The organism is Paraburkholderia panacisoli, from assembly GCF_008369935.1.
GTDB lineage: Bacteria > Pseudomonadota > Gammaproteobacteria > Burkholderiales > Burkholderiaceae > Paraburkholderia > Paraburkholderia panacisoli.
On the sequence record NZ_VTUZ01000020.1, the window covers coordinates 47,435 to 72,748 of the forward strand.

Sequence of the window (25,314 nt, forward strand, 5' to 3'; positions counted from 1 at the left end):
TTTGAACCTTCCGCCAATGCTCCTCAAGACGTAATCGACAACAGCTAGCGGACGGCCGATACGCATGGCATAGTGCGGACATCTCAAAGGGAGAGAAAAAATGACAACTTTGGAATCTATGCAGGCAAAAATTAAAAAGCTTGAGCAGCAAGCCGAGGCTCTGATTGCGAAACAGTCATCGGGTGTCATCGAGAAAATTCGCAAGCTGATGGCAGAACACGGCCTGAAGGCTGCGGATATTGAGGGGCATGCTAGCGGCAAGCGAGGTGCGAAGAAGGTTGGAGCGAAGACTGCCGATAAGACGCGTGATGCCGCTGCGAAATACCGTGACCCAAAGAGCGGAGCTACGTGGTCAGGCCGTGGCCGCGCCCCCGGTTGGATTGCGACGGCAAAGAATCGCGACAGGTTCTTGGTTGACGGAAATACAGCAGCGGCGAAGGTAACTCCCGTCAGCAAAGGGAAGACTGCTGGCAATTACGTCCGCGGCCCGCAGCCGGCGATGTACCAGGACCCAAAGTCGGGCGCGACGTGGAGTGGACGCGGCCGCGCACCGGCGTGGATTGCCGAAACCAAAGACAGGAGTAAGTTCCTGATTGCAGGCGGTGCTGAAGCGACTGTTGCGGCGAACGCGGGTGTTGTGGGTGCTGCGAGCAAGGCGAAGACTGCGGTCAAGAAGACTTCGAAGTCGGTTAAAGCGACTGCGGGCATGGGACAGCGGAAAGGACCGCAACCGGCGATGTACCGCGACCCGAAGAGTGGTGCGACTTGGAGCGGTCGCGGGCGCGCGCCGGGGTGGTTGGCAGCAGTGAGTGACCGCAAGAAGTTTTTGATAGATTGAGCGGGGGCTGCGCCGACAGCGGTAGTGCCGACTGCAGCCATCGAGAAGGTACGCGAGGTCTTTTGAACGTGCCATCATGGCGTTGCCCAGACCAACAATGCGAGCGGTCTGGGCAATTGTCAGTGACCGCATAAGTGCATTGCGATAGGACCTCTCAAAAGCCATACCGCCGACCATCGAGCCATCCACCGCTTCTACAACCGAGAAGTCACGCATCGTTGTCAGCAGCGACAAAGTCGTCTTAAAGCTCGAGAGACCGGAGCGGCTTCATGGAGATACCGCTACTTGCTGGCAAGCATCTGACAATGCAGCAAGCGTCAGAGCATCTCTGTTTCGCCGCTTCGCCGGGCGTTTACCCGACGGAGGATATAGGCGGTAGCTCCTTCGTAAAGCTGTATCCCCCAGAGGAACATGGAATACCAATTGTTTGACGTTTCGTACTCGGCATCTACGGCTTTGCATCGTGCGCGGATTGCGTCACGGATGTCATGCTCATTTAGCTCGCTCTGGGGAAGGCTGAACAATATCGATTCGGGGTCTCTCTGAAACTTCGCCCATTTTTTCGAAGCCCAGACCAAGAGAGCTGTCTTCGCCAGAACCGTATCGATGTGAAACTTCAGCGACGGATAGATATTATTCGCGATACCATCATGTGTTACCTCAATGCGGGTAGTCGGATTATCGAAATTCCCGCCAAAGCGAACGTATACGAGTCGTTTCCCCAAGCTGCTGTCAAAATAGGGGTGAAGGGTTCGAGCATCGCCGGATTTACCTTGATAGCGCTCACCTCTTAGTGAATTGCAGCTGCACGCCGGTACAAGATTGCGGCTAAAGAGCGCGAACTCTGGATAGACGCTCTTCGGCAAGACATGGTCCAAAGTGCTCGTTCCAAAGCTGCCGCACATTGGACACACGTCTGGCGACGCTTTGTAGCGCATATGCGCAATGAATTCCAAGCCTGTTGGGGCTGTGTCGTAGTGAGCGCGCATGGCGTCACCAAGCGTGGGCGGAAGGGGAAGCGGGCCGCCCAATGCCCATGGATTGCCGGCGGACTCCGTATATTCGCCATAGCGCTTCGTGATAGCGCTAAGATGCGAGGATAGTAGTGGATAGCTCTTTAATCGGTGATTGACCGATAGAACGTGCGCGGCGGCGGCGTCGTCATGCAATGGTAGGTCCAATTTCTTCATTGTAGACGCCCGCTACGTCTCTCGATTTCCCGGCGCAGATGCATTGTCGCCTCGGTGGACAGTTCTTCCTTCACACTTTCGAGCCACCGGATTGCGGCATCGGTGCTCTTATCGAGCTCGGCTTCAAGGTCATTTATTAGCCGGTTGACGATGCTGTCACCAAAAACGAACTGTGAAATTGCGCCAACGTCCGCGCCGAAAGTCTTCAGACGTGGCTGCACTACTGTCACCCGCCCAGGGTCGCTTATACTCACAATGTGAACCTGACTTCGCGTAACCTCGCGCACTAGATATGCCGAATGCGTTGCCGCGATTGCGATGGAGCCGCTCAGGTATAGTATTCGGTCGATAATAGCCACCAAATCTGTTATCAGATTTGGATGTAAATGCGTTTCCGGCTCGTCGAGTAGTACGAGTGTGCCGTTTTCAATGAAAAGGCTCATCTGGGCTGCCAGCCGGATGAATGAGATTTGTCCGCTGCTTAGTGGTACCGGATTGCCGTCAATCAGTCGATAAAGCGTGCCGGTAGAGTCGACCATCTGAATGCTATTCGCGCTGGCTTGTTCCCCCCTGGAACGTAGGTGTCGAAGTGGTACCACGCCAGACGAGGCGAGTGAATCAATTCGGGCTTTCAGGCACAGGTCGTCAAAAGGGAGCACTTTCTCCACAGCGTCTTCGAAGATAGACCAACGCTGCATTGTCCCGAGATTCTCACGGTCCCGGGAAAGCCGGATGAGAATGTTTGGTAAAGAGTCTTCACTTCGGGTCTCTAGCGCGGCCAGTCGATAGTACGGCGTCGTCTGACCTGGCGAATAGGCTTGAGGGAAAGTGTGCTCAGCTTCCCCCGGAGTACCGATGGCGAGGAGACGGCTAATTTGTGGACGACCACCTCGACCGTCATGCAAGGTGCGCCTGTCTTCGAGCACGGAGGACGCAATTTCGTGTAGAGCGCGGCTCTTGCCGACTCCATTATTCCCGATAACGACAGCAAATCGTTTGGCCGGGCTCGAGTCGGACGAAAATCTGAAGTTGAAAATATGCGGCGACGGGAAGCCTGCGAGCTCGAAGCTAAGTGTTAGTGCGCTGGGCGCTGTCTGGAAGCTCTCGTACTCTAATCCGTCGAGTACCGGTGCCGCATGGTAGTAGGCAAAAAAAGTATCGGACGCCCGAAGGAAGGACTTGTGAAAATGTTCACTGCCCAATGCTGCATCAAGCCACTTTGGTGCGGGGGAGGTTCTGTTAAGAGCTACGAGGTCATGCAAGTTGCTCAAAAGCTCCTTCGCGCCGCTGGGACCGCGTTCCTGGACTATGCTCCTATATCTTTCCATTCCCGTCTGAATAGAAAAGAAAGGCGAAAACTGGGAGGCGGGAGCAGCGTTACCAGATTTGACTTGTCTCGCGATGTCTTCGTGTACTTCCTCGCCACCATTAACGAATGCGAGGCGAAAGGTTCCGCTCGTCGTCTTACCCTGTTCAGAAAGCACATATTCACATAGCGTTTTAAAACCAAAATCATTCCAGCTATCGGTAGACGGATACACAAGAATGGAGCCTTCTGGAACCATCCGTGCAGCATCGGGACCAAGCCCGAAATAAACGCGTTCTGACAAGCTACACCTCAATGTTGTTTTTTGCCGGCGCGACGGGACATATGGTCGTCCCTATAGTGGAACTTAGGCCGTATCTGTCGCATATTTGACCACGCGCTACCAGGCGGGTCAGAGCGCCCGCGTCCACGTGCGATTACAACCATGACCGAGGTCATGCAAGTATCTCTAGAGATGTCTAGACCACGGCTTATCGGCAACAAATTGCGTGACTTTAGGATGCGGGTCATACATCGCGCCAAATTTTGCCTCCTCGAGGCGCATACCTATGAATAGAGCAAGCTGGGGCAGCCAGAACGCGGCATCGCAACCGCCTTTTGCTGGGCGCAGTCCACCCAAGTGCACGGGGTCATCGAATAACGCCTGTAGTTGATTGATAGAGAACGGCTGGTACGAGCAGACGGCCTTCTCCGACACCTCAATTTTCACCGATTCAAACGCGAGACTTACGCCAAGCGGTATCCGGTTTTCGGCCGCAGCAGTCTTCAGTATCGACCGGACTAACGAGAAGCTCGACTTGGCCCGCGCGCGCGATAGCTGAGCGAGTAGCGTGGACCGAAACAGCATTCCATCTGTGAGCGTAAGGTCGCACGGCTTTTGTCGCCAGTGCATTCGCGTAATCTTTTTACTGCAAGGGCGGCCTCGTATCGGCTAGCAGGCTTGGGTAGGCGCGCCGCTTCCCATGTTGCTTGCATAACGGCCCATTCGTCGTCGTCCAGAGCGCCGGCGGGCACCTTGGGAAACGGGATATCGGCGCCGTTCAGCCGAGCTTGCCTAATCCGCATGAGGTCAAGCTCTTCGCGAAGCAAGCGCTCTACGAACGACACCATTATGGGCACTGATGTTTGCGACCAGTCGACGCTTTCCTTTTGCAGTAGCGTGCATGCAGCGGCCCACGCGCTTCCGAGATTGTTCAAGGCGATTTGGTCAATGAGAGCCTGCTCGGGGTTCACGAGGTCGGTTCTACTCAGAGCGAGGGTGTCCGGCTCCAGTGTGCGGCGCCATGCATCATCGCGTGCGAGCACGGCAGCTCGATGCCGACCAAGCGGGCGGGCAGCCATTGATGGCGCAAGATATAGCGCGTGCGGCTTGAGTTTCTGGCAGGCGCACCATCTCTCACGACGCGTGGCTGCTCGAACTCATTTTACCTGCGCGGAAGGGGTGACCGCATGGCCGGGTCGTTGTTTGCGCCACCGAGGGTGCCACGTCCCGGAATCGCCGCGACTGACCAAACCGTTCTCGCAACAGCCTGTGCGATATCTGCCTTCAGTTTGCCAGGTCGGGATGTAAAATCTCCGACGTTCTGTGCCGATAGATACGGCAACGCCAAAAGCACCGTCCCAGTCGGGCGGCCGGTAAGCAATTTGTAGCGGGTATAGGCTCCGAAAAAATGAACCACCAAACCCTCTCATCCTTCATCTGGTCCGTAGCTGATTTGCTACGTGGGGATTACAAGCAGTCGGAGTACGGACGCGTCATCCTGCCATTCACCGTGCTGCGCCGCCTCGATTGCGTACTGGAGCCGACCAAGTCAGCGGTACTTGCTGAATTTGATGCCAAGACCAAAGCGGGGCTGAACCCAGACCCCTTCCTCACCCGAAAAGCCGGGCAGTCGTTCTACAACACATCACCGCTTGACCTCGTCAAGCTGCTCGGCGACCAGGACCATATTCGGCAGAACCTTTACGCATATATCCAGGCGTTTTCCCCTGCTGCACGCGACATCTTCGAGCGCTTCGATTTCTACACGCAGGTGGAACGACTAGCGAAAGCCAGCCTGCTTTACCTGGTCACAGAGAAGTTCGCAAACATCGACCTGCATCCGTCTGCTGTCGACAACGCGCAGATGGGTCTGGTGTTTGAGGAGCTCATTCGCAAATTCGCGGAAATCTCAAATGAGACCGCCGGGGAGCATTTCACCCCGCGCGAGGTCATCCGGCTGATGGTAAACCTGCTCTTCATTGAAGACGACGACGTGTTGACGTCTGGCAACGCCGTGGTGCGGACCATCTATGACCCGACCGCAGGCACTGGCGGCATGCTCTCGGTGGCGGGCGAATATCTGCTTGAACACAATCCGGCCGCGCGGCTCACCATGTTCGGGCAGGAGTTGAACGACGAATCGTACGCCATCTGTAAGGCGGACATGCTCATTAAGGGGCAGGATGTCGCCAATATTATCGTCGGCAACACGCTCTCGGACGACGGTCATGGTGGCCGGAAATTTGACTACATGCTGTCCAATCCTCCGTTTGGCGTCGAATGGAAGAAGGTCGAAAAAGCTGTTCGCAAGGAGCATGAAGAGAAGGGCTTCGATGGCCGCTTCGGGCCCGGCTTGCCGCGCGTCTCGGACGGCTCCATGCTGTTCCTGATGCACCTGCTTTCAAAGATGCGCCCAGCCGCAGACGGTGGGAGCCGCTTCGGTATCGTGCTGAATGGGTCGCCGCTCTTCACCGGCGGTGCCGGGTCGGGTGAATCCGAAATCCGCCGTTACGTGCTGGAGAACGACCTGGTTGAAGCTATCATCGGGTTGCCGACCGACATGTTCTACAACACCGGCATCGCGACCTACGTGTGGATTCTGTCGAACAAGAAGCCGAAAAACCGCAAGGGTTATGTGCAGCTTATCGACGCGTCCGGTTTCTGGCAGAAGATGCGCAAGAGTCTGGGCAGCAAGCGCAAGGAAATGTCGGACGAGCAAATCGCGACCGTTACGCGGCTCTTCGGGGATTTTGTCGAGGCCGAAATGTCGACGGTGTTCGATGCTGATGGGAAAGAGCTTTCCCGCTGGGTTGTACCTGCAGGCGGCCATGCGCCGGAAGTACCTGCTGGCGGCAAGTTGAAGTCCGTACCGATTTCACGCGTCTTCCGGAACGAGGAGTTTGGCTATACCACCATCACAGTAGAACGGCCGCTGCGCGACGAGCTAGGCGAGATTGTGAAGGTCCAGAAAGGCAAGCAGAAGGGGTCGCCGCAGCCCGACAGCGCGTCGCGCGACACGGAAAACGTACCGCTGACCGACGACATTCAGGCTTACTTTGAGCGGGAGGTACTGCCGCACGCTCCAGATGCGTGGATAGACCTCGACAAGAGCAAAGTCGGCTACGAAATTCCGTTTAACCGCCATTTCTATGTGTTCGAGCCACCGCGTGACCTGCACGCCATCGACGAGGACTTGAAAGCGGTCGCCGCGAACATCATGAGCATGCTCGGGGAGCTGGCGGAATGAGCTTGCGGCGCTATTCAAAATACAAAGAAAGTGGAGTGGAGTGGCTGGGCAAGGTGCCGAGCCATTGGACAGTGATGGCTATCAAACTGCTCTCGCCAGTCCAGCGCGGGGCCTCACCACGTCCTATCGACGACGCGAAGTTCTTTGACGACGAGGGTCAATATGCATGGGTGCGTATTGCCGACGTTTCAGCTTCAAACGGAACGCTTAGGGAAACCACTCAGCGTATGTCCGAGTTGGGTTCCAGCCTAAGCGTAAAAATTGAACCTGGAGAGTTGTTCGTAAGCATTGCCGGAACTGTCGGTAAGCCGTGTATTTCTTCCATCAAAGCATGCATTCACGACGGTTTCGTTTATTTTCCGCGCTTAAGAATTCCCCCGGAGTTCTTATACCGAGTCTTCGAAGCTGGTCAATGCTACGCAGGACTTGGGAAATGGGGAACACAACTGAACCTAAATACCGACACAATCGGTTCAATTCGTATCGCCGTTCCACCTTCTGATGACCTGTCAGGCATTCTGAATTTTCTCGACCGTGAGACCGGCAAGATTGATTCGCTGATTGCCGAGCAGGAAAAGCTCCTCATCTTGCTGGCAGAAAAGCGACAGGCCACCATTTCGCAAGCTGTGACTCGTGGCCTCAATCCGGACGCGCCGATGAAAGATTCGGGCGTCGCCTGGCTGGGTGAGGTGCCGGCGCGATGGCGAGTCATGCCGGTCAGATATGTGGCAAAGATAGGGAATGGTTCCACGCCAAATCGCGACAACCCCGGATATTGGACAGAAGGGATATACCCTTGGTTGAACAGTTCGGTAGTTAACCAAGACGTAGTGCTGGAGTCCGAGCAATTTGTAACGGCTTCTGCGTTGCAAGAGTGTCATTTGCCAATCATCGAGCCACCAGCGGTCTTGTTGGGGATAACGGGGCAAGGGCGTACACGCGGGATGGCCGCGACGCTGATGTTTGAAGCGACGATAAATCAGCACGTCGCCTACATTAAGCCCGAGGAGAGGATTGTTCGCGTCGAATTTCTGAGGCGCGTCTTTGATATGGCATATCAGTATCTGCGGACGGAGAGCGACGGTGGTGGCAGTACCAAGGGCGCTATCACTTGCGAACAGGTAGGTCGGTTGTCAATTCCGATTCCGGAAATCGATGAGCAGTTGGCTATCACGGCTTTTCTCCACGCTGAAACTAACAAGCTGGACATCCTTAAAGCCGAATCCGAACGCGCCATCGACCTGCTAAAAGAGCGCCGTAGCGCCCTGATTGCCGCCGCCGTTACCGGGAAAATCGATGTGCGTGAACGCTCGTCCGTGATGGAAGCCGCAGCGTGAGAGATGGTGGCCAGTCTTGCCTTCCAGGCAACGTCGAGCCGACGACTCGCGAGGTTTGCTAGCCCATTGCAGAAGACCAACAGACCAATTCGGGTATCGCATGAGCAACCTGCACCAGGAACACCACTTCGAAGCGGAAATGTGCCAGCACCTGGGCGCCAACGGCTGGCTGTACGCCGAAGGCGATTCCGCGCACTACGACCGCGTCAACGCGCTCTTCCTGCCCGACCTGCTGGCATGGATTGAATCGACGCAGCCCGACACCTGGCAGCGCCTGACCAAGACCCACGGCTCCGCGCTCAACGACCGTCTGGCCGAACGGGTACGCAAGAGCCTGAACGAGCGTGGCACCCTTGACGTGTTACGCCGTGGCGTGGAAATGCTGGGGCTCAAGGAGCCGCTCTCCCTGGTGCAGTTCAAACCCGTGCTGGCCATCAATCCGGTCATCCTGCAACACTACGCCTCCAACCGGCTGCGCGTGGTCCGCCAGGTGCGGCATTCGCCAAACCACCTGCAAGACGCACTGGACCTAGTGCTGTTCGTCAACGGCATCCCGGTCGCCACGGCCGAATTGAAATCGGACTTCACGCAGGGTGTGCAGGACGCGGTCGACCAGTATCGCTTTGACCGCCATCCCGAGCCAAAGGGCGGGCAGGCAGAGCCGCTCCTCAGCTTCCCCGGCGGTGCCCTCGTGCACTTCGCGGTGAGCCAGACCGAAGTCATGATGACCACGCGGCTCGCAGGTCCTGCTACCCAGTTCCTGCCGTTCAACCGTGGCAACCACGGTGCGGCGGGCAACGCGCCGAATCCGGATGGCTTCGCCACAGCTTATTTGTGGGAAGAGGCGTGGGCGCGAGACAGCTGGCTCGACATCGTGCACCGCTACCTGATTGGCAAGCGTGACGACAAGAAGCAGCTCAAGGCCGTCATCTTTCCGCGATACCATCAGCTCGACGCGACACGGAAGCTGGTTGCTGATGTCCTGGCGCAGGGTCCCGGACAGCGGTACCTGATTCAGCACTCGGCAGGTTCGGGCAAGACCAATTCCATTGCCTGGACGGCGCACTTCCTCGCCGACCTGCACGACGCCGACCATCGCAAAATGTTCGATAGCGTGCTCGTCGTGTCCGACCGGACCGTGCTCGATTCGCAGTTGCAGGAGGCCATCTTCGACTTCGAGCGTACGACAGGCGTCGTGGCTACCATCACCAACGAGCACGGGAGCAAAAGCGCGCAGTTGGGGCAAGCCCTCAAGGACGGAAAGAAAATCATCGTCTGCACCATCCAGACGTTCCCGTTTGCCCTGCAGGCAGTGCAAGAACTTGCGGCAACGGAAGGCAAACGCTTTGCGGTCATAGCCGATGAGGCGCACAGCTCACAGACGGGTGAGGCGGCGGCCAAGCTCAAGCAACTGCTGTCGGCCGAAGAATGGGCAGAACTGCAAGATGGTGGGGAACTTGATACCGAAGTGCTGCTCGCCGCGCAGATGGGCGCACGCACCGGCCGCGAAGGGCTGACCTACGTGGCGTTTACCGCGACGCCCAAGCAGAAGACGCTGGAACTGTTCGGTCGCCCCGGTCCCGACGGTCTGCCGCAACCTTTCCATGTTTACAGCATGCGCCAAGCCATCGAGGAGGGTTTCATCCTCGACGTGCTAAAGAATTACACGACCTACAAGCTTGCGTTCCGGCTCGCTAACAACGGTCAGGAATACGACGAGAAGGAGGTTGAACGCAGTGCGGCGATGAAAGGCATTATGCAATGGGTCCGCCTGCATCCGTACAACATCTCGCAGAAGGTGCGCATCGTCGTCGAGCACTATCGTGAGAACGTGCAGCCGCTTCTGGATGGCAGGGCGAAGGCCATGGTCGTTGTCGGCAGTCGTAAGGAGGCCGTGCGCTGGCAAAAGGCTATTCGCGCGTACATCGAAAAGCAGAACTATCCGCTCGGGGTACTGGTTGCGTTCTCCGGGGAAATCGACGACGCGGAGAGCTTTCCGACGCCCGTTACGGAAACCAGTAAGGAACTGAATCCTGGCCTGAAGGGGCGTGATATCCGCGACGCATTTGCCGAGCCGAACTATCACCTGCTGCTGGTTGCCAACAAATTCCAGACGGGTTTCGACCAGCCCTTGCTGTGCGGAATGTACGTGGACAAGATGCTCGGGGGCATCCAGGCGGTGCAAACGCTGTCTCGTCTGAACCGCGCCCACCCCGGCAAGGATACGACCTACATCCTTGATTTTGTCAACGATGCCGCCGAGGTTCTGAAGGCGTTCAAGACCTACTACGAGACCGCCGAGCTCGAAGCCACCACCGACCCGCACCACGTCTTCGACCTGCGCGCCAAGCTTGACACCAGTGGCCACTATGACGACTTTGAGGTCGACCGCGTGGCCAAGGTTGAGATGGACCCGAAGGGGACGCAGGCGCAACTGAGCGCAGCGATTGCGCCCGTCGCAGATAGACTCCTCAAACGGTACAAGGCTGCGCAGCAAGAGAAGATAACGGCCGAAGCACAGCATGACGACAAGGCCGCGCAGGCAGCGAAAGATGCGCTCGACGCCCTCGCGCTCTTCAAAAACGATATGGGTGCATTCATCCGCCTGTACGCATTCCTGTCGCAGATTTTCGATTACGGCAACACGGACATCGAAAAACGCTTCCTGTTCTTCAAGCGGCTGATACCGTTGTTGGAGTTCGGCCGCGAGCGCGATACTGTCGACCTGTCGAAGGTTGTTTTGACGCACCACAACCTGAGAAACATCGGCCGACAAACATTGAGCCTCGGTCAGGGTGACGCGCCGAAGTTGCCGCCAATGGATGCAGTAGGTAGCGGCACCGTTCAGGAAAAGGAAAAGGCACTTCTGGAACAAATTATCCAGAAGGTCAATGGGCTCTTCGAGGGAGAGCTATCGGACGAGGACCAGCTTGTGTACGTGAACGGGGTGCTGAAGGGCAAGCTACTGGAAAATGACACACTCATGCAACAGGCGATGAGTAACAGCAAGGAACAGTTTGCGAACTCACCAGACCTGCGGCAAGCACTCGTGCATGCAATCATGGACGCGTTCGAGGCGCATAGCGCAATGAGTACGCAGGCACTTGGTTCGGAGCGCGTGCAGGAAGGCCTGACAGAAATCCTGCTGGGGCCGGCACAGCTATATGAAGCGCTGCGGGCGCGGTCGGGCGGACGCGATTCAGCGAATTCGTCGAGATAAATGACAGTAGTCGCCGTTTAGTGCAGACGGTCTGGTTCTTTTGGTGTCGAGCATCATCCGTCCTGTTGTCGCAAGCGTGCTGCTAAATTGGGAAAAAAATGCCGGACAACCCGATTTGGTCAGATGCACTGAAGGTGCAGCGGTGGTGAGACGGAGGGCGATGCTCGCCGCAGTTGACGGATGTACAATTCCATGCGCAGAGCGATGGTTCCGCCAAAGCCGGGACGGCGCCCCAAAGGGCGCAGCACAAAGTCGGCGTGGGGACACCTGCTATAAAGAGTCGGCGGCAGCAGCCGTAATCTGCAGAGAAGAACAAAAGAGACTGAGGGCACTACATGATTCCAATTCTGCCGGCTGATGCCTGGCGGGAGTTCCGTGGCGCGGCCGCCAACAAGGGGCAGAACCACACTACCCACCAAGCGGTCATCGCCGACGCAAACGGGAGCTTGCATAAATGCTTTGTCAAAGCTGCCCCGCTCGGCAACCCCATGGTGCTCACAGAGAGCATTGCATGGATGATAGCTGCTGCCCTCGACCTGCCTCGGCCGGAGTTCGCAGCAGTTGTTCTGCTTCCCGTTAGCAGGCTTCGTCAGAGCATGCCGCTGGACCAGCATTGGATGAAGTACAAAGAGGTACCAGCCTTCTGCACCTCAGCTGTTTCTGGCAAGCACATCTCCGCGCGGTGGAAGTGGCTCCAAGCAGCTCGAAAGGCAACTGCGTTCAAGCATCGCGACATCGCCAGAATCGCGGCCTTCGACCACTGGGTCGAAAATCAGGACCGCCATACTGGGAATTTCCTCCGCACGAATGGTGGCGACTATATCCCCATCGACAATGAACTGATTCTCTATACGTTAATCTGGGTAGCAAGTGGCCTCCAATATGCGCACAATAGTTTGCGAAAGGAGGCCCGGAACCTCCTTAAACAGGCAGGCTATACGAAGTTTGAAGCGTCGATGGCGGTGGCATCCTTGCAGCATGAACAGGCTCTCGTGCAGGTCGCGCCTTCACTGGAGCAGTTCATTTCAAAGGTGATTTCCGACTCGACGGAGGCCGCAACGTTGACAGCAAACGTCCTGCAGTTCTTGGGGCAACGCGCTCAACGCGATTGGCTAGCCGATGAATTGGGGTGCATCGTATGAAGACCTTATTCATGTCGACGGACACAGACCCTCTTGCGCATGTTAGACGCCATGCGCTCGCTGTGCCTGCAGCTGAGTTCGAGGGCGTCTGGGCCACCATCGAACTGCAACCGGATGCTTTCGCGCCTCAACGTTACACCATTGGGGTGATTGTCGGCACACCAGGCGGACCGTTCAGCTTCCGTTTGCTCGATGACCTTTCAAAGTTTGAGTGTATCTATGGCCGAGATGACCTCGGTCAAATTCGCGAACTCATGGACGCGGCCGAGCAGGGCATGCTGCGTGCGCAGAAGAATGTCGTCGGCCTCGACGACGTACCATTCGAGACTGACGCTATCTCAATCGGAAGTCAATGGGCCACGTCAGGTGTGTCGGTTGATGCTGTTTTGAGCCGACTCTATCACGACGTTGTCCCTCTAGTTCCTCGCGAAGAGAGGAAGACCCGCGAGTTCGTCACTCTCGACAACGCCGCAGTGCGCCGTCTTGTCGATGATGAGCTGAAAAGAATTGCCGGATTGTCGTTTGAGAGAATCAGTACTGAACCACAACGAGCGCTCCTCGATGAATCGACCGGCCAGTCTCATTGGCTGGATTTCAATCTTGCACCTACAGGCAAGGCTGGAAGTGTCATCTCAGCCGTGTATAAGACTCCGACCAGCGTTGAGCTGAATTTCCTGCGAGCTTCGCGAGACCTGACTACTTATGCTCGGGTGAACCGGCTTCAGGACCGAGGTCTCGGGCTTTTCGTCATGACACCGGCAACCGACAGCATGCCCGCGCTTGACCGTGAGAGGATTGAGAATATCCTTGGCGAGCAAAGTTGGAGCCTCGAACAACAGGGCTTCGTCGTATCAGCTCATGATGACCCCGCCCCATTGGCACGCGACGTCTATGAATGGGCGTCGGTCGATTGAGAAGTCTATCTGACAGCTCACGCGATTGAGATGTGCCGAGAACCTGACGAGGAAGGCGAGCCTGGCGGCCGCTAGTATGTTTTGATGCGCCAAGACCTCGCACGGTCTTGCGTGGCGGGTCTATATCTAGTCAGGGATAAGGCACCCTAGGTTTGCTAACCGGATACCCATAGCTTGTGGGCTGACTTCAAATTGGGCCGCAAGTGCAGTTGTCATTTCTTCCGCAGAGCCGTTGGGGGACTGTTTCCGGTTTTCAGCCAACTTCTCATAAACCCAGTCGGAAGGCATTAACAATGCGGCTGCAAACTGGTTGGCTGCAATTTCCTGTGGGTCTATTGCTCGGCCGCTGTTCTCGTCTCTGCGAAGGACCGTCCCGTCAACGAACATGTCTCCTTTGTGCTGTAGGACGAGATGCCCGAGCTCGTGCGCAATCGTAAATCGTTGGCGAGTCTTGCTTTGATTAGAGTTGACTCCAATCAGACAGTTTCCTGGCTTATTTACGAGAAGTCCCGATAAGTCAGATTTCAAGGTCTGAAACATCACCTTGCAGCCCATTTTTTCCGCGACAAGTTCGACGTTAACTGGCGCTTCAGTCACACCAGCTGTCTCAAGTGTCTCTTTTGCTGTCTTTTCTGGGTTTGCCATGTTTTAGCGTTTGGCCTCGAGAGAAGCGAGAACCTCAGGCGAGTCTAAGAATTCTCGAGCCCACTGTCTTTCCGTCTCATCATCAAGCTTGGCCAGCGAACTTTCCAATTCTGCAGGAAGCTCCGACTTCTCCTTGGCCTCAATCCTTGAAGGTAGGAGAGATGAGGGTTCTGCGTCAACGGCATCAGCCAGTTGATAAAGCATGTGTAAAGAGACTTGTTGTCGTCCCTTCTCGATATTTGTGACGGACGTGCGCCCAAGCCCCACCTTCGACGCCACGTCATCCTGCGTCAGGTTGGCTTTAATTCGGCGCTCTCGCAGCGCCCGCCCGAACTCTTCATAGAACTTGTCCATGTTCGGCAGTATAACTTGTGCCTCGTATATGTCAATATTGATGACTTGTCAAGATGGCTGACGTTTACCCGAAAAGTCATCACAGTTGACATATCGATTCCTCTGAAGGACAATTTGGCTGACATTGAATGGTTCGATGTCATTGGTGCAAACTTTAGAGGTAATCATGCACAACCCTGAGCAAACCCCGGGCAGACACGCCCACAGCGACCATGGCGAGCAGCCGGGCCACTCCCTGACGGGCCATGAAGGTCATGGTGGGCAGCATGCGCATCCTGAGCCGAATGGCCGCCACGAGCAGCACGGCCACCACGAGCATCATGGCCATCACCACGACCACCATCCGGCGCCGCATCTCGTCACCGTCAAAATCGACAATAACCCGGTCGAGATTGAGGCCGGGACGTATCTGGTCGCCGAGCTGAAGAAGAAATTGGGTGTTCCGGCCGACAAGGTCCTCGAAAAGGTCCTGGGCCCCGGTGACTTTCCGCCGCTCGACGATAACTCGCACATTCACGTCATTGGCGGCGAAGAGTTTCTCAGTGCAGTCCGCACCGGGAGCTCGTCGTGATGGAGGGGATTGACGACGAACGACTGCGGCCGTTGCTGGCCGTAGTCCCTGGCGCCAAGGCTTTCATGGATGGACCAGACGTTTTCATTTATCTGCCATCACTGCGGCTCCAGGTCGGGGACAAGAACTACACCCTTGATGGGCTCCTGGCGCCGAACGGAGTCGGGGGCTATGCGAGCCGTCTTTATCTGTCTCAGCGGATTGCCGAACGCGAGCAGATTGCCGGCCAGCCGGCAAACTGGACGGACCGAACAGTCGCAGGTCGCGTATGGTACGTCTGGTCCTGGCAGGGTGTTCCGCCATCGTTGCCACTACTGGACATGCTGGGTGCACACATGGTGGCGCTTAAATGACATCCATCACGATAAGTCCGTCGCTGGTCGCCGAGCTTCACCGCGACCTCGACCGCCCACATGCGTTTGCCGCGGAACGGGTGGGGTTTCTCGTCTGCGAATCGACGACGGCAAACGGCACGTGGTCCATCACGGCGAAGCGGTACATCGCGATTCCGGACGATGAGTACGAGAACAATCCGAGGGTTGGGGCGTGTGTTTCTTCGAGCGCCTTTCGTCGCTTGCGCGCAGCGGCGCACATGAGCCCCGTGAGCATCTTCCACGTGCACCGGCATGACCACCACGGCACGCCCGGGTTCAGCACGGTAGATGCGCGCGAAAACGGGCGCTTCATCCCTGATTTTGTCAACGTTCGCCCTGAGCTACCTCACGGTGCGATTGTCTTCAGCCTTGATTCCGCGAGCGCGGTTTCTCTGGTGCCGGGACAGGCGCAGCTCGCAAAGGCTGGCGTAAATCTGCAGCAACCTCTCTCGCAAACGGAGTTGCATCATGGACAACCGACACAGTCGTCAAAGCTTCCTCGGGGAAACGTCGGAAGCGACCATCAAGAAAGCGGCCGTAGCAGTCATTGGATTATGCGGTGGTGGCTCGCATGTGTCGCAGCAGTTGGCGCATATTGGCGTCGGTAAGCAAGTCCTGGTCGACTGTGACTTTGCGGAGGACTCCAACCGCAACCGCATGGTCGGCCTGACCTATGCCGAAGCGCAGGCAGAAGCGCGCAAGGTCGACGTCATCAGCGCACGCGTAGCAGCGGTCAGCCCTGAGACGCAAATCGTCAAGCACGACGGCCCGTGGAACCGCGCTCTCGACGACCTGAAAAAGGTTGACTACATCTTCGGATGTGTTGACACGATGGGCGCGCGCGACGAGCTCGAACGGTTCGCGCGTCGCTATCGCATTCCGTACATCGACGTCGGAATGGACGTCCACGGCGAAGAAGGGCGCTACTTCATCAGCGGTCAGGTCATCGCTTCGCTCCCGGGTCAGCCGTGCATGCGTTGCATGGGGTTCATCACGGATGCTGCTCTGGCTGCAGAGAATGCGCGTTACGGCGCTGCCGGGGGCCGCCCTCAAGTCGTCTGGCCAAACGGCTTACTCGCCTCGACTGCCGTCGGAATATTCATGGCGCTGCTTACCCCGTGGAACGACACGACGCCCCCGCCGATTTATGTCGAGTACGACGGCAACCGGTGCATGACCGCGCCGAGCCCGAAATTGCGCTACCTGTCGTCCGGGCTCTGTCGCCACATGGATGGAACCGAAGGTGCGGGCGACATCTTCTTCTAGAGGCGATTGCATCGTGGACTTGCGCCGTTCAATTCCTGTCTCGTTCAAAGCAGCCACGATGAGGTACGTGAGGCGCGTCAGCAATCGCGCCCGCGGCGGAGCGCATGCCTGTGTTGCTCATAGGGGGGGCGCCAATTGTCGTCGACGTCGCGTGCAAGCCGCGCGTTGGCTCGATACGCGGCAACTCTCCGAGGAAGGCATAAATCAACGACGCCCTCGAACGCCGATTTCCGCGATGGTTCATATGTCCCATCGTCTAACCGAGGCTTGGCGTCGTTGATGCCTCAAGCGAGCGCACGTGCCAGATTTGCGGCCAACCCCGTGTTTCTGGAGTTCGCGCGCGGAGCCGACAGTACAGCGCGGCGAGCCGCATCCTCATCTCCTACAAGAATGACCTGACGTCGCGCTCGAGTGAGCGCGGTATAGAGAAGCGTCCTGTCGAGGAGGCGGTGTCTGGTAACTGGAATAATGATTCGCTCCCACTGCGAACCCTGCGCCTTGTGAACGGTGAGGGCGTACGCGAGTTGCAGGTCGTCGAGGAGACTTTCGAAAACCGGACGGATTTCGCCGTCATCCCATTCAATCCATGCGATAGCATGACCAGCAAGATTGCCGTTCCGGTCAAAGACTGCGCGCGGTTCGCGTTCAACCCCCGTCAGTCGTCCGAGTGACCCGTTCTGCAATCCGGTATCCCACAGGTTCCGGGTACATACGACCGGGTCGCCCAGTCGGAGGCCAGTGTCAATTTGACATTGAAACTCTTCGCTCCGGACAATGAGCTTTTGCGCGTCTGCTGCGAGTGTCGTCTGACAGAGGGCATTTAGCGCATTGACGCCAGTGGGACCGGCTTTTCTGGGAGACAGAATCTGGCTGCAGTCGGGCGCAAGTCGGTACAGCCGCAGCACCGTTTCTGCCAAAGGGTCCTCTGCGTAGCGGCTGGCGTCCCGCAACGGCCGGTGACGAATGAATGCGACCGGCGCTGTCTCGTCTTCGGGCATCGCCGGCCAATCTCCCTCGCGTATGGCGGCAGCAGCGAAAGCGATTTCGCTACCGAACCTCTTCGCTACCTTCAGATGGATGCGGGGAATCCGCGGTTCATCGACCACAGCGTGCAGTACCAAGCCTGGACCCACAGGCATCAGTTGCAAAGGGTCTCCGACAAGGACGAGTCGGACGTGAGATGGGAGTAACGTGCACAAGCCGTACATCGTGATGATGTCGACCATGCTCGCTTCGTCGACTACCATCACACACGGCTCTTCGAACTGCGCTGGAGAGGAGCTTTTCAGCAACGTCGCCAGCGTTCGCGAGGGCTTCCCGGTTGCCTCTTGCATGTGCTTCGCGGCGCGGCCGGACAGCGCCGCCTGGACCACAAGGAGCCCTGCGCGGTCATACATTTTGCGGAGAGCCTTCAGCACTGTGGTCTTGCCAACACCGGCTCCTCCGGTTATCACCACGAGTCGGCGGCTTGCTGCGGCCCGAATCGCGTTGCGCTGCTCGTCATTGAGTGAAATCTGCTCGGCTTCCTCGTACGATTCGACGATGTTCTCGATGTCCTTCTGGTCGAGCAAAAAGTGTCCATCAAGTTCGTCTTGTCGCAGTCTGCTGGCAAACGCGGATGCGACCGCTGTCTCCATAACGTAGGCACCGAGCGGTTGAATCAGGTCGTCCACTTGGACGTGGCTACCGTTAACCAAACCACTATCAAGTGCTGCCGTTGCAAGTGAGCGCCACGGCGACTCGCTTTCGTCGTCAAACAGGACGGAGGAGAGGCGGGTCATGGCCATCGCTCTGGTCGCCGCTGTGTGGCCGTCCGCGAACAGGCGGTACAGGGCTTCCTCTATCGCGCCCTGAAGGCGTCTCGGGTCGTCGTCAGCAACATTGAATTGTCCTCGCGCGAGCTGGTCAGTTGTACTCCAACTGGCGCAGAAGCTGAGCAATCTGTACGGGTCGCTTTCGATGGCCTGCGGCGTCTGCGCGCCAAAAAACGCAAGTAGCCTCTTTCCGAGCGCCACGTCAATGCCTTGCGTGTGCAGCCAATGAAGGGTTCGCGTGTCTCCGAACTGTCGCCAGCCTGATAGCAAGGATTCGGCGCTATCGTGAGACACGACCGTGGTGAGCGTTGACATGTCGCCTTCGTCAAGGATGCTATAAAGGCGCTCGCCAAACGTCTCCCACAATCTTCTTGCTTTCACGACGCCGATGCCGTGAAAGGCGTCGTTCTCGGCAAAGAGTGAGACCAGGTGCTCGCCTGAAGGCAGGACGAGTTCAAGCGCCTCGGCGTTCACCTGCTGTTCCGTGACTCTATAGCCGTTGATATCCCGGACTCTAGGCTGTGCGTCTCCCAACACTCTCCACCATTGGCCAATTTCGACAGCAACTGCGCCAAGCGCGGAGCCTGGCGCTTTGACAACGAAATGCTCCTTTGCGTCTAATACGTCACCGGTGCTGTCGATTTCTGGACCGTAGAAGATGCACCCACCGAACCCGTGCGGGTTGTCGCTGCGTATCGAAGACACGCGTATCAGATGAACTTCGCTCATCGCGGCACTCTACCTGTTAGCAACAGCGCGGTGTGCAAACTCTCATACTTGGAGAGACGCTGCTTCAGCAAGTCGTTTTCAGCCTTGAGCGAAGCATTCTCGATTTCGAGTAGACGGCGGTCAGGGTCAGTGTCTGTGCTGTGGCGCTTTCGCTGCGACAACACCGGCATCTGATTGTTATCGGTGGAGTCACTGTCGACCAACGCAATCGGTGGTAGGACCCCTCGGTCTCGAAGACCGTCCTCGAGCACCCGAAGCGCTTCCTTGACTCGGGGGTTCTGTGCTAGAACCGATTTAGCAAACTGGCACTCGCGTGCAATCTCCGTCCTCGATAGAACACCACGTCCGACTAGCTGACGAAAGTCGGAGTCTGTCTTCGAGGCCGACCAGTTTGAGAAAATCGAAAAATTGCGGTCTGACGGGCTTTCACTGTTCGACATGTTGGTTGCTCAACTAGGATTCGCGTAGTGAACATTCAGGAGTCGACCTCATCTTTTGCTACCTCATCGAGGAACTTTCGGATGGCTTCAACTTGGGATTTTTCCAACAACACACTCTTACTGATAATGGCGCGCACTCGGTCTCGGTAAAGTTGCAGCCCGCAACTGGCCAGATGAGCCTCATCTAACAGGTTAGACATAGCAAACCGCAAGTCATTATTCGGATGGCGAGGGGCCTTGACTTGCTTGTTCGGCGTAGCAGTGAAGCCAATGCGGATAATCTCGTCGAGGCTTACTCCAGGGATTGTTCGCAGCGCGGCTTCAATGCGGTGGCGCGCCGCGATAGCCAAATCCCGTTCCTGCTCGATGAGCGCTACATACGCGCGCAGCGTTTCGTCGGCGATGGCTGGCTTGTATTCCTTACGCGGCGATGCCCGGTCCACCGTTTGATTGGCTTGTCGGCGTAGGAGGTATCGGTACAGGACATCCCGCGAATTGCGAATGGATTGTCCCTTCGGACCTTCCCACTGATGGTCGAGGCAGTATCGTTCAACTGTCGTCGGCGAAATCTTTAGGCCGTTCTGTTCCAGATAGTCGCATGCTCGTTTCAGGCGAGTAAGTGATTCTCTCTCTCGCGAGTTCCTGGAGGCCTCATAGAGTCGGTCGAACTCATCGTCTGGCTGTTTCGGGGCCGTCGTCATGCGAAAGCCCCCTCGCCTTGAGAGGTACCTCTATGCGCTGACCTCATTGTATTCAGGAGCTTCGCAAGCTTGGCAGACAAGAACGGCGCGTCGTCAGTGCTGGAGTTCGCTTCGTCGGCCATCATGTTGATAGCTCCGGAAAGTGCCGGATAGTCGGAGAGAGGTCGATGTCCGGTCAGAACCTCATCGAGGTCTTGCCCTTCGACCTGCCGGAGAATCATAGAAGACAGGAGATTTCCTGCTTCGTGAGCTTGCTCCTCCGTGAGTTGAAGCAAGAACGGGCGTACACCGTTCTCCATCATGAGCGTGCTGAGCACGGAGCGCTTTTCCAGTTCAGCTTCATTGTTGCGGAAGCCCGTGGTGAAGTCTGCCATCTGCGTGATGTGGTCGAGGAGCGCGAATTCGTGAGCCGACTCGAGCGTGACCTTGAGCTCAGTGGCCGTGGCCGACGTTAGGGCGGGCACCTTTTTGCCTTTGCCGACTACCTTGCTCTTCGTAGCAAGATAGTCGTTCATGAGCTCCATTGACTGCTCGGCATATCTATACCGGGCGAACCATTCATTGACATCAATGGCGAGCTCGCGGCTTAGCAGCTCGACCTTGTCATTTAAGGCCCGAGCTTCACGCTGATTTCCCTGGTCTTCTGCGTCAAGGCGTTTATCGTTCAGCTCAGCAACTTCCAATCCCTTCTTGCGGATTTTGTAGGCAAGGTTGTTGACAGCGGCGACTTGTCCATGCAGGTGGGGCGGTCCTGTAATCCAGAAGCGGCAAAGCCCGCAACGTTGGCCGCCCGGAACCGGACCGTAACTGTCTTGTGCCTTGGAAATGAGCGGCCCTCCGTTATCGCACGAGGTGCCAGGGCAGATTCCTTCGGCATTGATGGTAAAAATCCCAGTTGCCTCCTTCAGTGCAATGAACCCAGCGCCCGCACCTGGGCCATTCTGTCCAAGCAGGTACGGAGCCAGTTCATCGAGGTTAGTCTGGAATTCGGGAGAAGCAGCGAAGTCCACATCATTTATCATCTGGTCATACGCGACTTTAAGGCGTGCGTGAAGCTTAGAAGGCGCGTATTTGATGTAGTGGATTGTCATCATCAGTGTGTGATGGCCAGCTATGAAGCGGGAAACAATTTCTAGCGGTACTCCCGCCTCTATAAGGGCTGTGATGCCACTGACGCGAAGCGTATGCAAATCGACAAGCCATCGAACGTTGTCGCCCACCGTGCGAACAAGCTGAATCTTGCGGCCGTACTTCTTCTCGATTCGCTGCTGAGTTTCTGCCAACAAGCTGGTATAGAAAACTTTGAGTCTGTCATAGGCAAACGGCCGATTCTGGTCTGCGCTTCTCGAATCTCGAAAAAGGGGAGCGAAACTCGGAAGTTTCTGTGCAGTACGGGTCAATTCCTTTGTGTCATGCCTGTACTCGGTGTACGGAACCAGTTTCTGCATTGGCGGTAGGTACCGACGCTGCCAACTCCTCTGCATAATGAGAAGTTCCTGGAACTGTGAAGACACATACGGATATGGATAGCCAATTTCCTTGCTGTTGAATCGCGCCGTTTTGTTTGTGTTGACCCACATTGAAAGCCACGGTTCCTGTCCCGCAGAGTCCGAAGTGAGCCGCAACGCGCCTTCCTTTCGTCCTTTTATGGCGAGCTTGGACGGATTGTTCACGAGTGCGTGCTTGGTTTCATCGTAGACTTTCTCGTCGAATTCCCCTGAATCGAGCCATCGCATCTGATGACTTCGAAGCGGAGTTTCCAACAGCCCATACATGCAAACTGTCATGCCGGGGTCCCACACGGTCACTGACTTCCCCGTCGTATTATCCATCACTGGAACATGTTGATGACCTATAGACTTAGAGAATTTGAAATCGTCTTCAAGGAGAATCTCCTTCATGGTGTTGATGATGTAATTGTCGAGCCGAGGCCGATGTGTGCCGCTGGGCCTGGTGCGGTAGCCAAAGTTGTCGCTGCGATGGATGGGATTCGTGAAGCTTTGAGCTGCTTTGTGCCCTTGGAGGAGAAGCTGGTCTTTCACGAAGTCGAAGAAATCGAGGCATTTCCCCAACACATCATTCTTGCGCTTAGGGTCATCGCTCGGAAACCTGTCGGCGAGATATTTGAGGTATGTCAGACGTTCAGGGTCCGTTGGGCTCAGAACAGCCTCTCGCGTCATTTCCCATGGAGTGCCTGGCGGGTCTTGTATAAGGCATAGAAAATCGGCAAGGATGTTCAGTTTCCCCGCCGGAGCTTCTATCCGCACGGCTCCAGATTCTACGAGGTACCCGCGGAAGGAATCAGCCCACACCTTCAAATCAGGTCTAAGTGTGGACAGCCATTTGAAGTCGCCAGAAGTACGCTGCTCAGCCGTTCCTCGTTTCTGATGTGGGGGTCTTGAAATAACAATTGGGTGCTGGGGATTTTCCCTGTTGTAGCATTGCCGAAGCCATACCATGCCGGTTCTTACCGAACCACGCATTGCACTCCATTTGTCGGAATTTTTCTCTTTTGGGAACTGTTCTTCTATCTGGCTCACGAACACTTCCTCGAATGAATTTATCAACTCTGGCGAAAGGTCCTGGCCATTTTGGAAGTTCGACGATGCGAATGCATTACAAGCGCAACTGTAGGAAGGGGGGGCACTGAGACTCATACTCTTTGACACTACCGAAGACAGCAAATCGGCCTTAGACGAGTAGATAGGATTGAAGAATGGGTCGTATTTGATTGACCTCCAATGCCGCATGTTTGTCGGATACAGCAGGAGGCCTTTTGACCAAAGCAGTGTCAGGAACTCAGCGTAGCGCGTTGGGCAATACTGCGGTTGCTCACCGAGGCGAAGATGAGAGAAAAGTTTGGCAACGAAGGATTCCGACGTACGTTCCTCAGAAAGCATCAGGGCAAAGTCTGGTCCGACCGCCGCTTGCGAGCGATATAAAACGTGCCTTAGTTCATTTAGGCTGTTCGGTCTGATTGATTCAAGGAGTGCTTTTTGTTTACTGAGCGGAAATCTGCGAAGGTGGCCCCATAGTGCTTGACCGCGGAGACTGACCTCGGTCAACTGCTGCGCAGCTCTAGCGGTCAAATGTGTGAGCTTAGGTCCGTATGAGTCGAAGCCTTCGAGCCATTTTCCCTTCTTCGAGCGCCGGAGAATCTGTGTGTCCCAGTACTCTTTGATACGTAGTCGCTCGTACTCAGCAATCAATTCCAGCATACTTTTCTTGGAAATCTTCTGAAGCAAAACGGGCTCCGTACTATTTGCGTTAAAAGTGATTGTGCGCCCCGATGTCGGCGCGACGAAAGTCAGGAGCGTCATGCCAGCACCGGATGAAAAAGAGGGTCAAGGCATAGCATTTCAGGGAAGTCTCGAGAGATTGTCTCCCAAGCTTTCTGAAGTTCAGCTCGCGCCGTCTCCTTGGTGACGTTGTAGTAGACCTTTGTTGACTCAATCGAGACGTGATGCATATACATTTGCAAATGTTCCAGTTGGGTCTTGTAGACGTTCGCGTGGAAGTATCCGTAGTAGTGTCGTCCGCCGTGAGGATTCACACCGTCTTCAGAAGGGCTCAATCCAACACGAGCGGCAGCGCGATAGAAGGATTTGTTCATGTTCGAAAGCGTGACTGGATTGCCGAAATCCGAATCCAGTGAAGTGTTCACAAGGTAGAACGGGTGGTTATCCGCAACGCGAGAGCGGATAGTCTTCATGTACTCGATGTGAAGTTTGGCAAAAAGGCGGCCCGCGTCAGGCCTTAACCAGTAGACCTCCGTTTGGAAGCGGCTGACGTCGAACCGCATTCCCTTCCACCCAGAGTGAAGCGGATGCTTTGCTGCAAGCCGATTGCGAGGCCCAATTCCATACCGTTCCGAAAGGAACTGAGCGCGGTTGGTCAGGCGCTCTCGGCCATGTGCATCGAACCAACGGTACGAATCCAGTTCAGGGTGACCTACGACCACCCGAGCGATGCCGTCGGGCAAAATTGTGATGTCGCGGGCGAAAATATGGAGCGGTTCGGACGCGCGTAGGCCGCCGAAGAAGAGAAGTAGAAAATACAGTGCGTCTCGCAGATTCAGGGTCTTTATAAACGCTCTGACGCGTTCGGGCGGGAAGTATTTCTTTGGATAGTCGGAAGACCCTACATGACGGTCTTGCGGGTCGAACTCCTGAACGTCGGCAAATCCTTTGCCGGCTGGAGTCGCCGGTGCAAGGTGACTTAGTTTGTCCCAGTTGCGTCTGTGCTGTTGCGCGCGCCGAAAGGTCTGCTGGCTTCGAAAATTCAGGCTAGTGACAAGTTTCAGTTCGGTGGGGTTCAGTCTGGGCACTCCGAGATTCTCTGCACACCATTCGTTGAAGCGCGTAACTGCTTCTTCGTCGACCTTCGCGGTCTGTGGAGTGACAGGTTCCCAGTTCAAAACGGGCAACCCATACCTCCGCGCCTGATAAAACTCCTCCAATACGACTAGCATCGCGTTTCTGTGTACTTTCTTTCCGCCTTTCACAAGTACAAAGAAATCATAGAAACGACCAATCCCACATACCTTGGTCCGGAGGCTTTCTGCGCTGGCAATGTCGTGGAGCATCAGATGCTTTGCCCATAGCATCACAACAAAACTAATGCTGCCGTCTTGGAGAACCAACAACGGTATGCTGTTGCCGATTGCTCCTTCGGTGATATTTAGCTCGATGACAGAATGAGCGGTCACGTGCATCTCGGCAGACCCTCAGTAAACCGACGCGATGAGCGTCAGACTAAGACGATAAGGAGCCCTAATTAAAGACGTGAAACACTCAACTACAAATTCGAAGGGGCGACGGGGAACAAACGCCTCGTACGCAAAGCCCCGAGAAGTTAAATAGTTGGGGTTCTTTCCAAACTAGACCATGCGAGCGCGGAATTCAAGGGCGAAATCTTCGTTCCGAACCGCAGTATTCGTCTAA

Annotated in this window: 19 protein-coding genes; 9 read left to right on the forward strand and 10 right to left on the reverse strand. The window is 56.1% G+C overall.

Translation table 11 applies throughout. The features are described 5' to 3' along the window. Positions 1-100: 100 nt before the first annotated feature. The gene (locus FVF58_RS26910; RefSeq protein WP_149672865.1) at positions 101-838 is read left to right on the forward strand and encodes an H-NS family nucleoid-associated regulatory protein; all 738 of its coding nucleotides are present in this window, start codon (positions 101-103) and stop codon (positions 836-838) included. A 317-nt stretch (positions 839-1,155) separates the two neighbouring features. Here FVF58_RS26910 and FVF58_RS26915 read toward each other — a convergent pair whose 3' ends face one another. From FVF58_RS26915 to FVF58_RS26925, 3 genes are all read right to left on the reverse strand, one after another. Continuing rightward, on the reverse strand, positions 1,156-2,028 hold the full coding sequence (locus FVF58_RS26915; RefSeq protein WP_149672866.1) for an HNH endonuclease: 873 nt from the start codon (positions 2,026-2,028) through the stop codon (positions 1,156-1,158). Beyond that, on the reverse strand, positions 2,025-3,638 hold the full coding sequence (locus FVF58_RS26920) for an AAA family ATPase (protein WP_149672867.1): 1,614 nt from the start codon (positions 3,636-3,638) through the stop codon (positions 2,025-2,027). Before FVF58_RS26920 ends, FVF58_RS26915 begins: the two co-directional genes overlap by 4 nt. 165 nt (positions 3,639-3,803) lie before the next feature. Next, the gene (locus FVF58_RS26925; RefSeq protein WP_149672868.1) at positions 3,804-4,247 is read right to left on the reverse strand and encodes a site-specific integrase; all 444 of its coding nucleotides are present in this window, start codon (positions 4,245-4,247) and stop codon (positions 3,804-3,806) included. A gap of 778 nt (positions 4,248-5,025) precedes the next feature. Here FVF58_RS26925 and FVF58_RS26930 point away from each other — a divergent pair. The 5 genes from FVF58_RS26930 (at position 5,026) to FVF58_RS26950 (ending at position 13,477) form a co-directional block, all read left to right on the forward strand. Then, positions 5,026-6,864 (forward strand): type I restriction-modification system subunit M, encoded by a 1,839-nt coding sequence (locus FVF58_RS26930; protein WP_149672869.1) that lies wholly within the window; start codon positions 5,026-5,028, stop codon positions 6,862-6,864. After that, entirely contained in the window at positions 6,861-8,201 is a 1,341-nt protein-coding gene (locus FVF58_RS26935; RefSeq protein WP_149672870.1) for a restriction endonuclease subunit S, read from the forward strand. The genes FVF58_RS26930 and FVF58_RS26935 overlap by 4 nt, the downstream gene beginning before the upstream one ends. A gap of 100 nt (positions 8,202-8,301) precedes the next feature. Next, complete coding sequence (locus tag FVF58_RS26940) at positions 8,302-11,421, forward strand: type I restriction endonuclease subunit R (RefSeq protein WP_149672871.1); 3,120 nt, start codon at positions 8,302-8,304, stop codon at positions 11,419-11,421. Positions 11,422-11,756: 335 nt separating this feature from the next. Further along, entirely contained in the window at positions 11,757-12,563 is an 807-nt protein-coding gene (locus FVF58_RS26945) for a HipA family kinase (RefSeq protein WP_149672872.1), read from the forward strand. Next, entirely contained in the window at positions 12,560-13,477 is a 918-nt protein-coding gene (locus tag FVF58_RS26950) for a hypothetical protein (RefSeq protein ID WP_149672873.1), read from the forward strand. Before FVF58_RS26945 ends, FVF58_RS26950 begins: the two co-directional genes overlap by 4 nt. 126 nt (positions 13,478-13,603) lie before the next feature. Here FVF58_RS26950 and FVF58_RS26955 read toward each other — a convergent pair whose 3' ends face one another. Together FVF58_RS26955 and FVF58_RS26960 are read right to left on the reverse strand one after the other, a co-directional pair. After that, the gene (locus tag FVF58_RS26955; protein WP_149672874.1) at positions 13,604-14,122 is read right to left on the reverse strand and encodes an ImmA/IrrE family metallo-endopeptidase; all 519 of its coding nucleotides are present in this window, start codon (positions 14,120-14,122) and stop codon (positions 13,604-13,606) included. Between the two features lie 3 nt (positions 14,123-14,125). Beyond that, positions 14,126-14,476, reverse strand: coding sequence for a helix-turn-helix domain-containing protein (locus tag FVF58_RS26960; protein ID WP_149672875.1), 351 nt, complete (start codon positions 14,474-14,476; stop codon positions 14,126-14,128). A 166-nt stretch (positions 14,477-14,642) separates the two neighbouring features. Here FVF58_RS26960 and FVF58_RS51620 point away from each other — a divergent pair, with 166 nt between their 5' ends. The 3 genes from FVF58_RS51620 (at position 14,643) to FVF58_RS26975 (ending at position 16,687) form a co-directional block, all read left to right on the forward strand. After that, complete coding sequence (locus FVF58_RS51620) at positions 14,643-15,047, forward strand: hypothetical protein (protein WP_188130941.1); 405 nt, start codon at positions 14,643-14,645, stop codon at positions 15,045-15,047. After that, entirely contained in the window at positions 15,047-15,400 is a 354-nt protein-coding gene (locus FVF58_RS26970; protein WP_246217216.1) for a hypothetical protein, read from the forward strand. Before FVF58_RS51620 ends, FVF58_RS26970 begins: the two co-directional genes overlap by 1 nt. Before the next feature lie 489 nt (positions 15,401-15,889). Further along, complete coding sequence (locus tag FVF58_RS26975) at positions 15,890-16,687, forward strand: HesA/MoeB/ThiF family protein (protein ID WP_149672876.1); 798 nt, start codon at positions 15,890-15,892, stop codon at positions 16,685-16,687. A 284-nt stretch (positions 16,688-16,971) separates the two neighbouring features. On the opposite strand, the gene FVF58_RS26980 is transcribed toward FVF58_RS26975, so the two are convergent. The 5 genes from FVF58_RS26980 to FVF58_RS27000 are packed head-to-tail and all read right to left on the reverse strand — an operon-like array spanning position 16,972 to position 25,079. Then, entirely contained in the window at positions 16,972-19,230 is a 2,259-nt protein-coding gene (locus FVF58_RS26980; protein ID WP_149672877.1) for an ATP-dependent DNA helicase, read from the reverse strand. Beyond that, the gene (locus tag FVF58_RS54840) at positions 19,227-19,670 is read right to left on the reverse strand and encodes a VPA1267 family protein (protein ID WP_149672878.1); all 444 of its coding nucleotides are present in this window, start codon (positions 19,668-19,670) and stop codon (positions 19,227-19,229) included. Before FVF58_RS54840 ends, FVF58_RS26980 begins: the two co-directional genes overlap by 4 nt. 35 nt (positions 19,671-19,705) lie before the next feature. After that, positions 19,706-20,371 carry a hypothetical protein gene (locus FVF58_RS26990; protein WP_149672879.1) on the reverse strand — a complete coding sequence of 222 codons (666 nt, stop codon included), beginning with the start codon at positions 20,369-20,371 and terminating at the stop codon, positions 19,706-19,708. After that, positions 20,368-23,691, reverse strand: a complete 3,324-nt coding sequence (locus FVF58_RS26995) for a VPA1269 family protein (RefSeq protein WP_149672880.1) — start codon at positions 23,689-23,691, stop codon at positions 20,368-20,370. Before FVF58_RS26995 ends, FVF58_RS26990 begins: the two co-directional genes overlap by 4 nt. Next, positions 23,688-25,079, reverse strand: a complete 1,392-nt coding sequence (locus tag FVF58_RS27000; RefSeq protein ID WP_188130942.1) for a site-specific integrase — start codon at positions 25,077-25,079, stop codon at positions 23,688-23,690. The genes FVF58_RS26995 and FVF58_RS27000 overlap by 4 nt, the downstream gene beginning before the upstream one ends. Positions 25,080-25,314 lie beyond the last annotated feature (235 nt).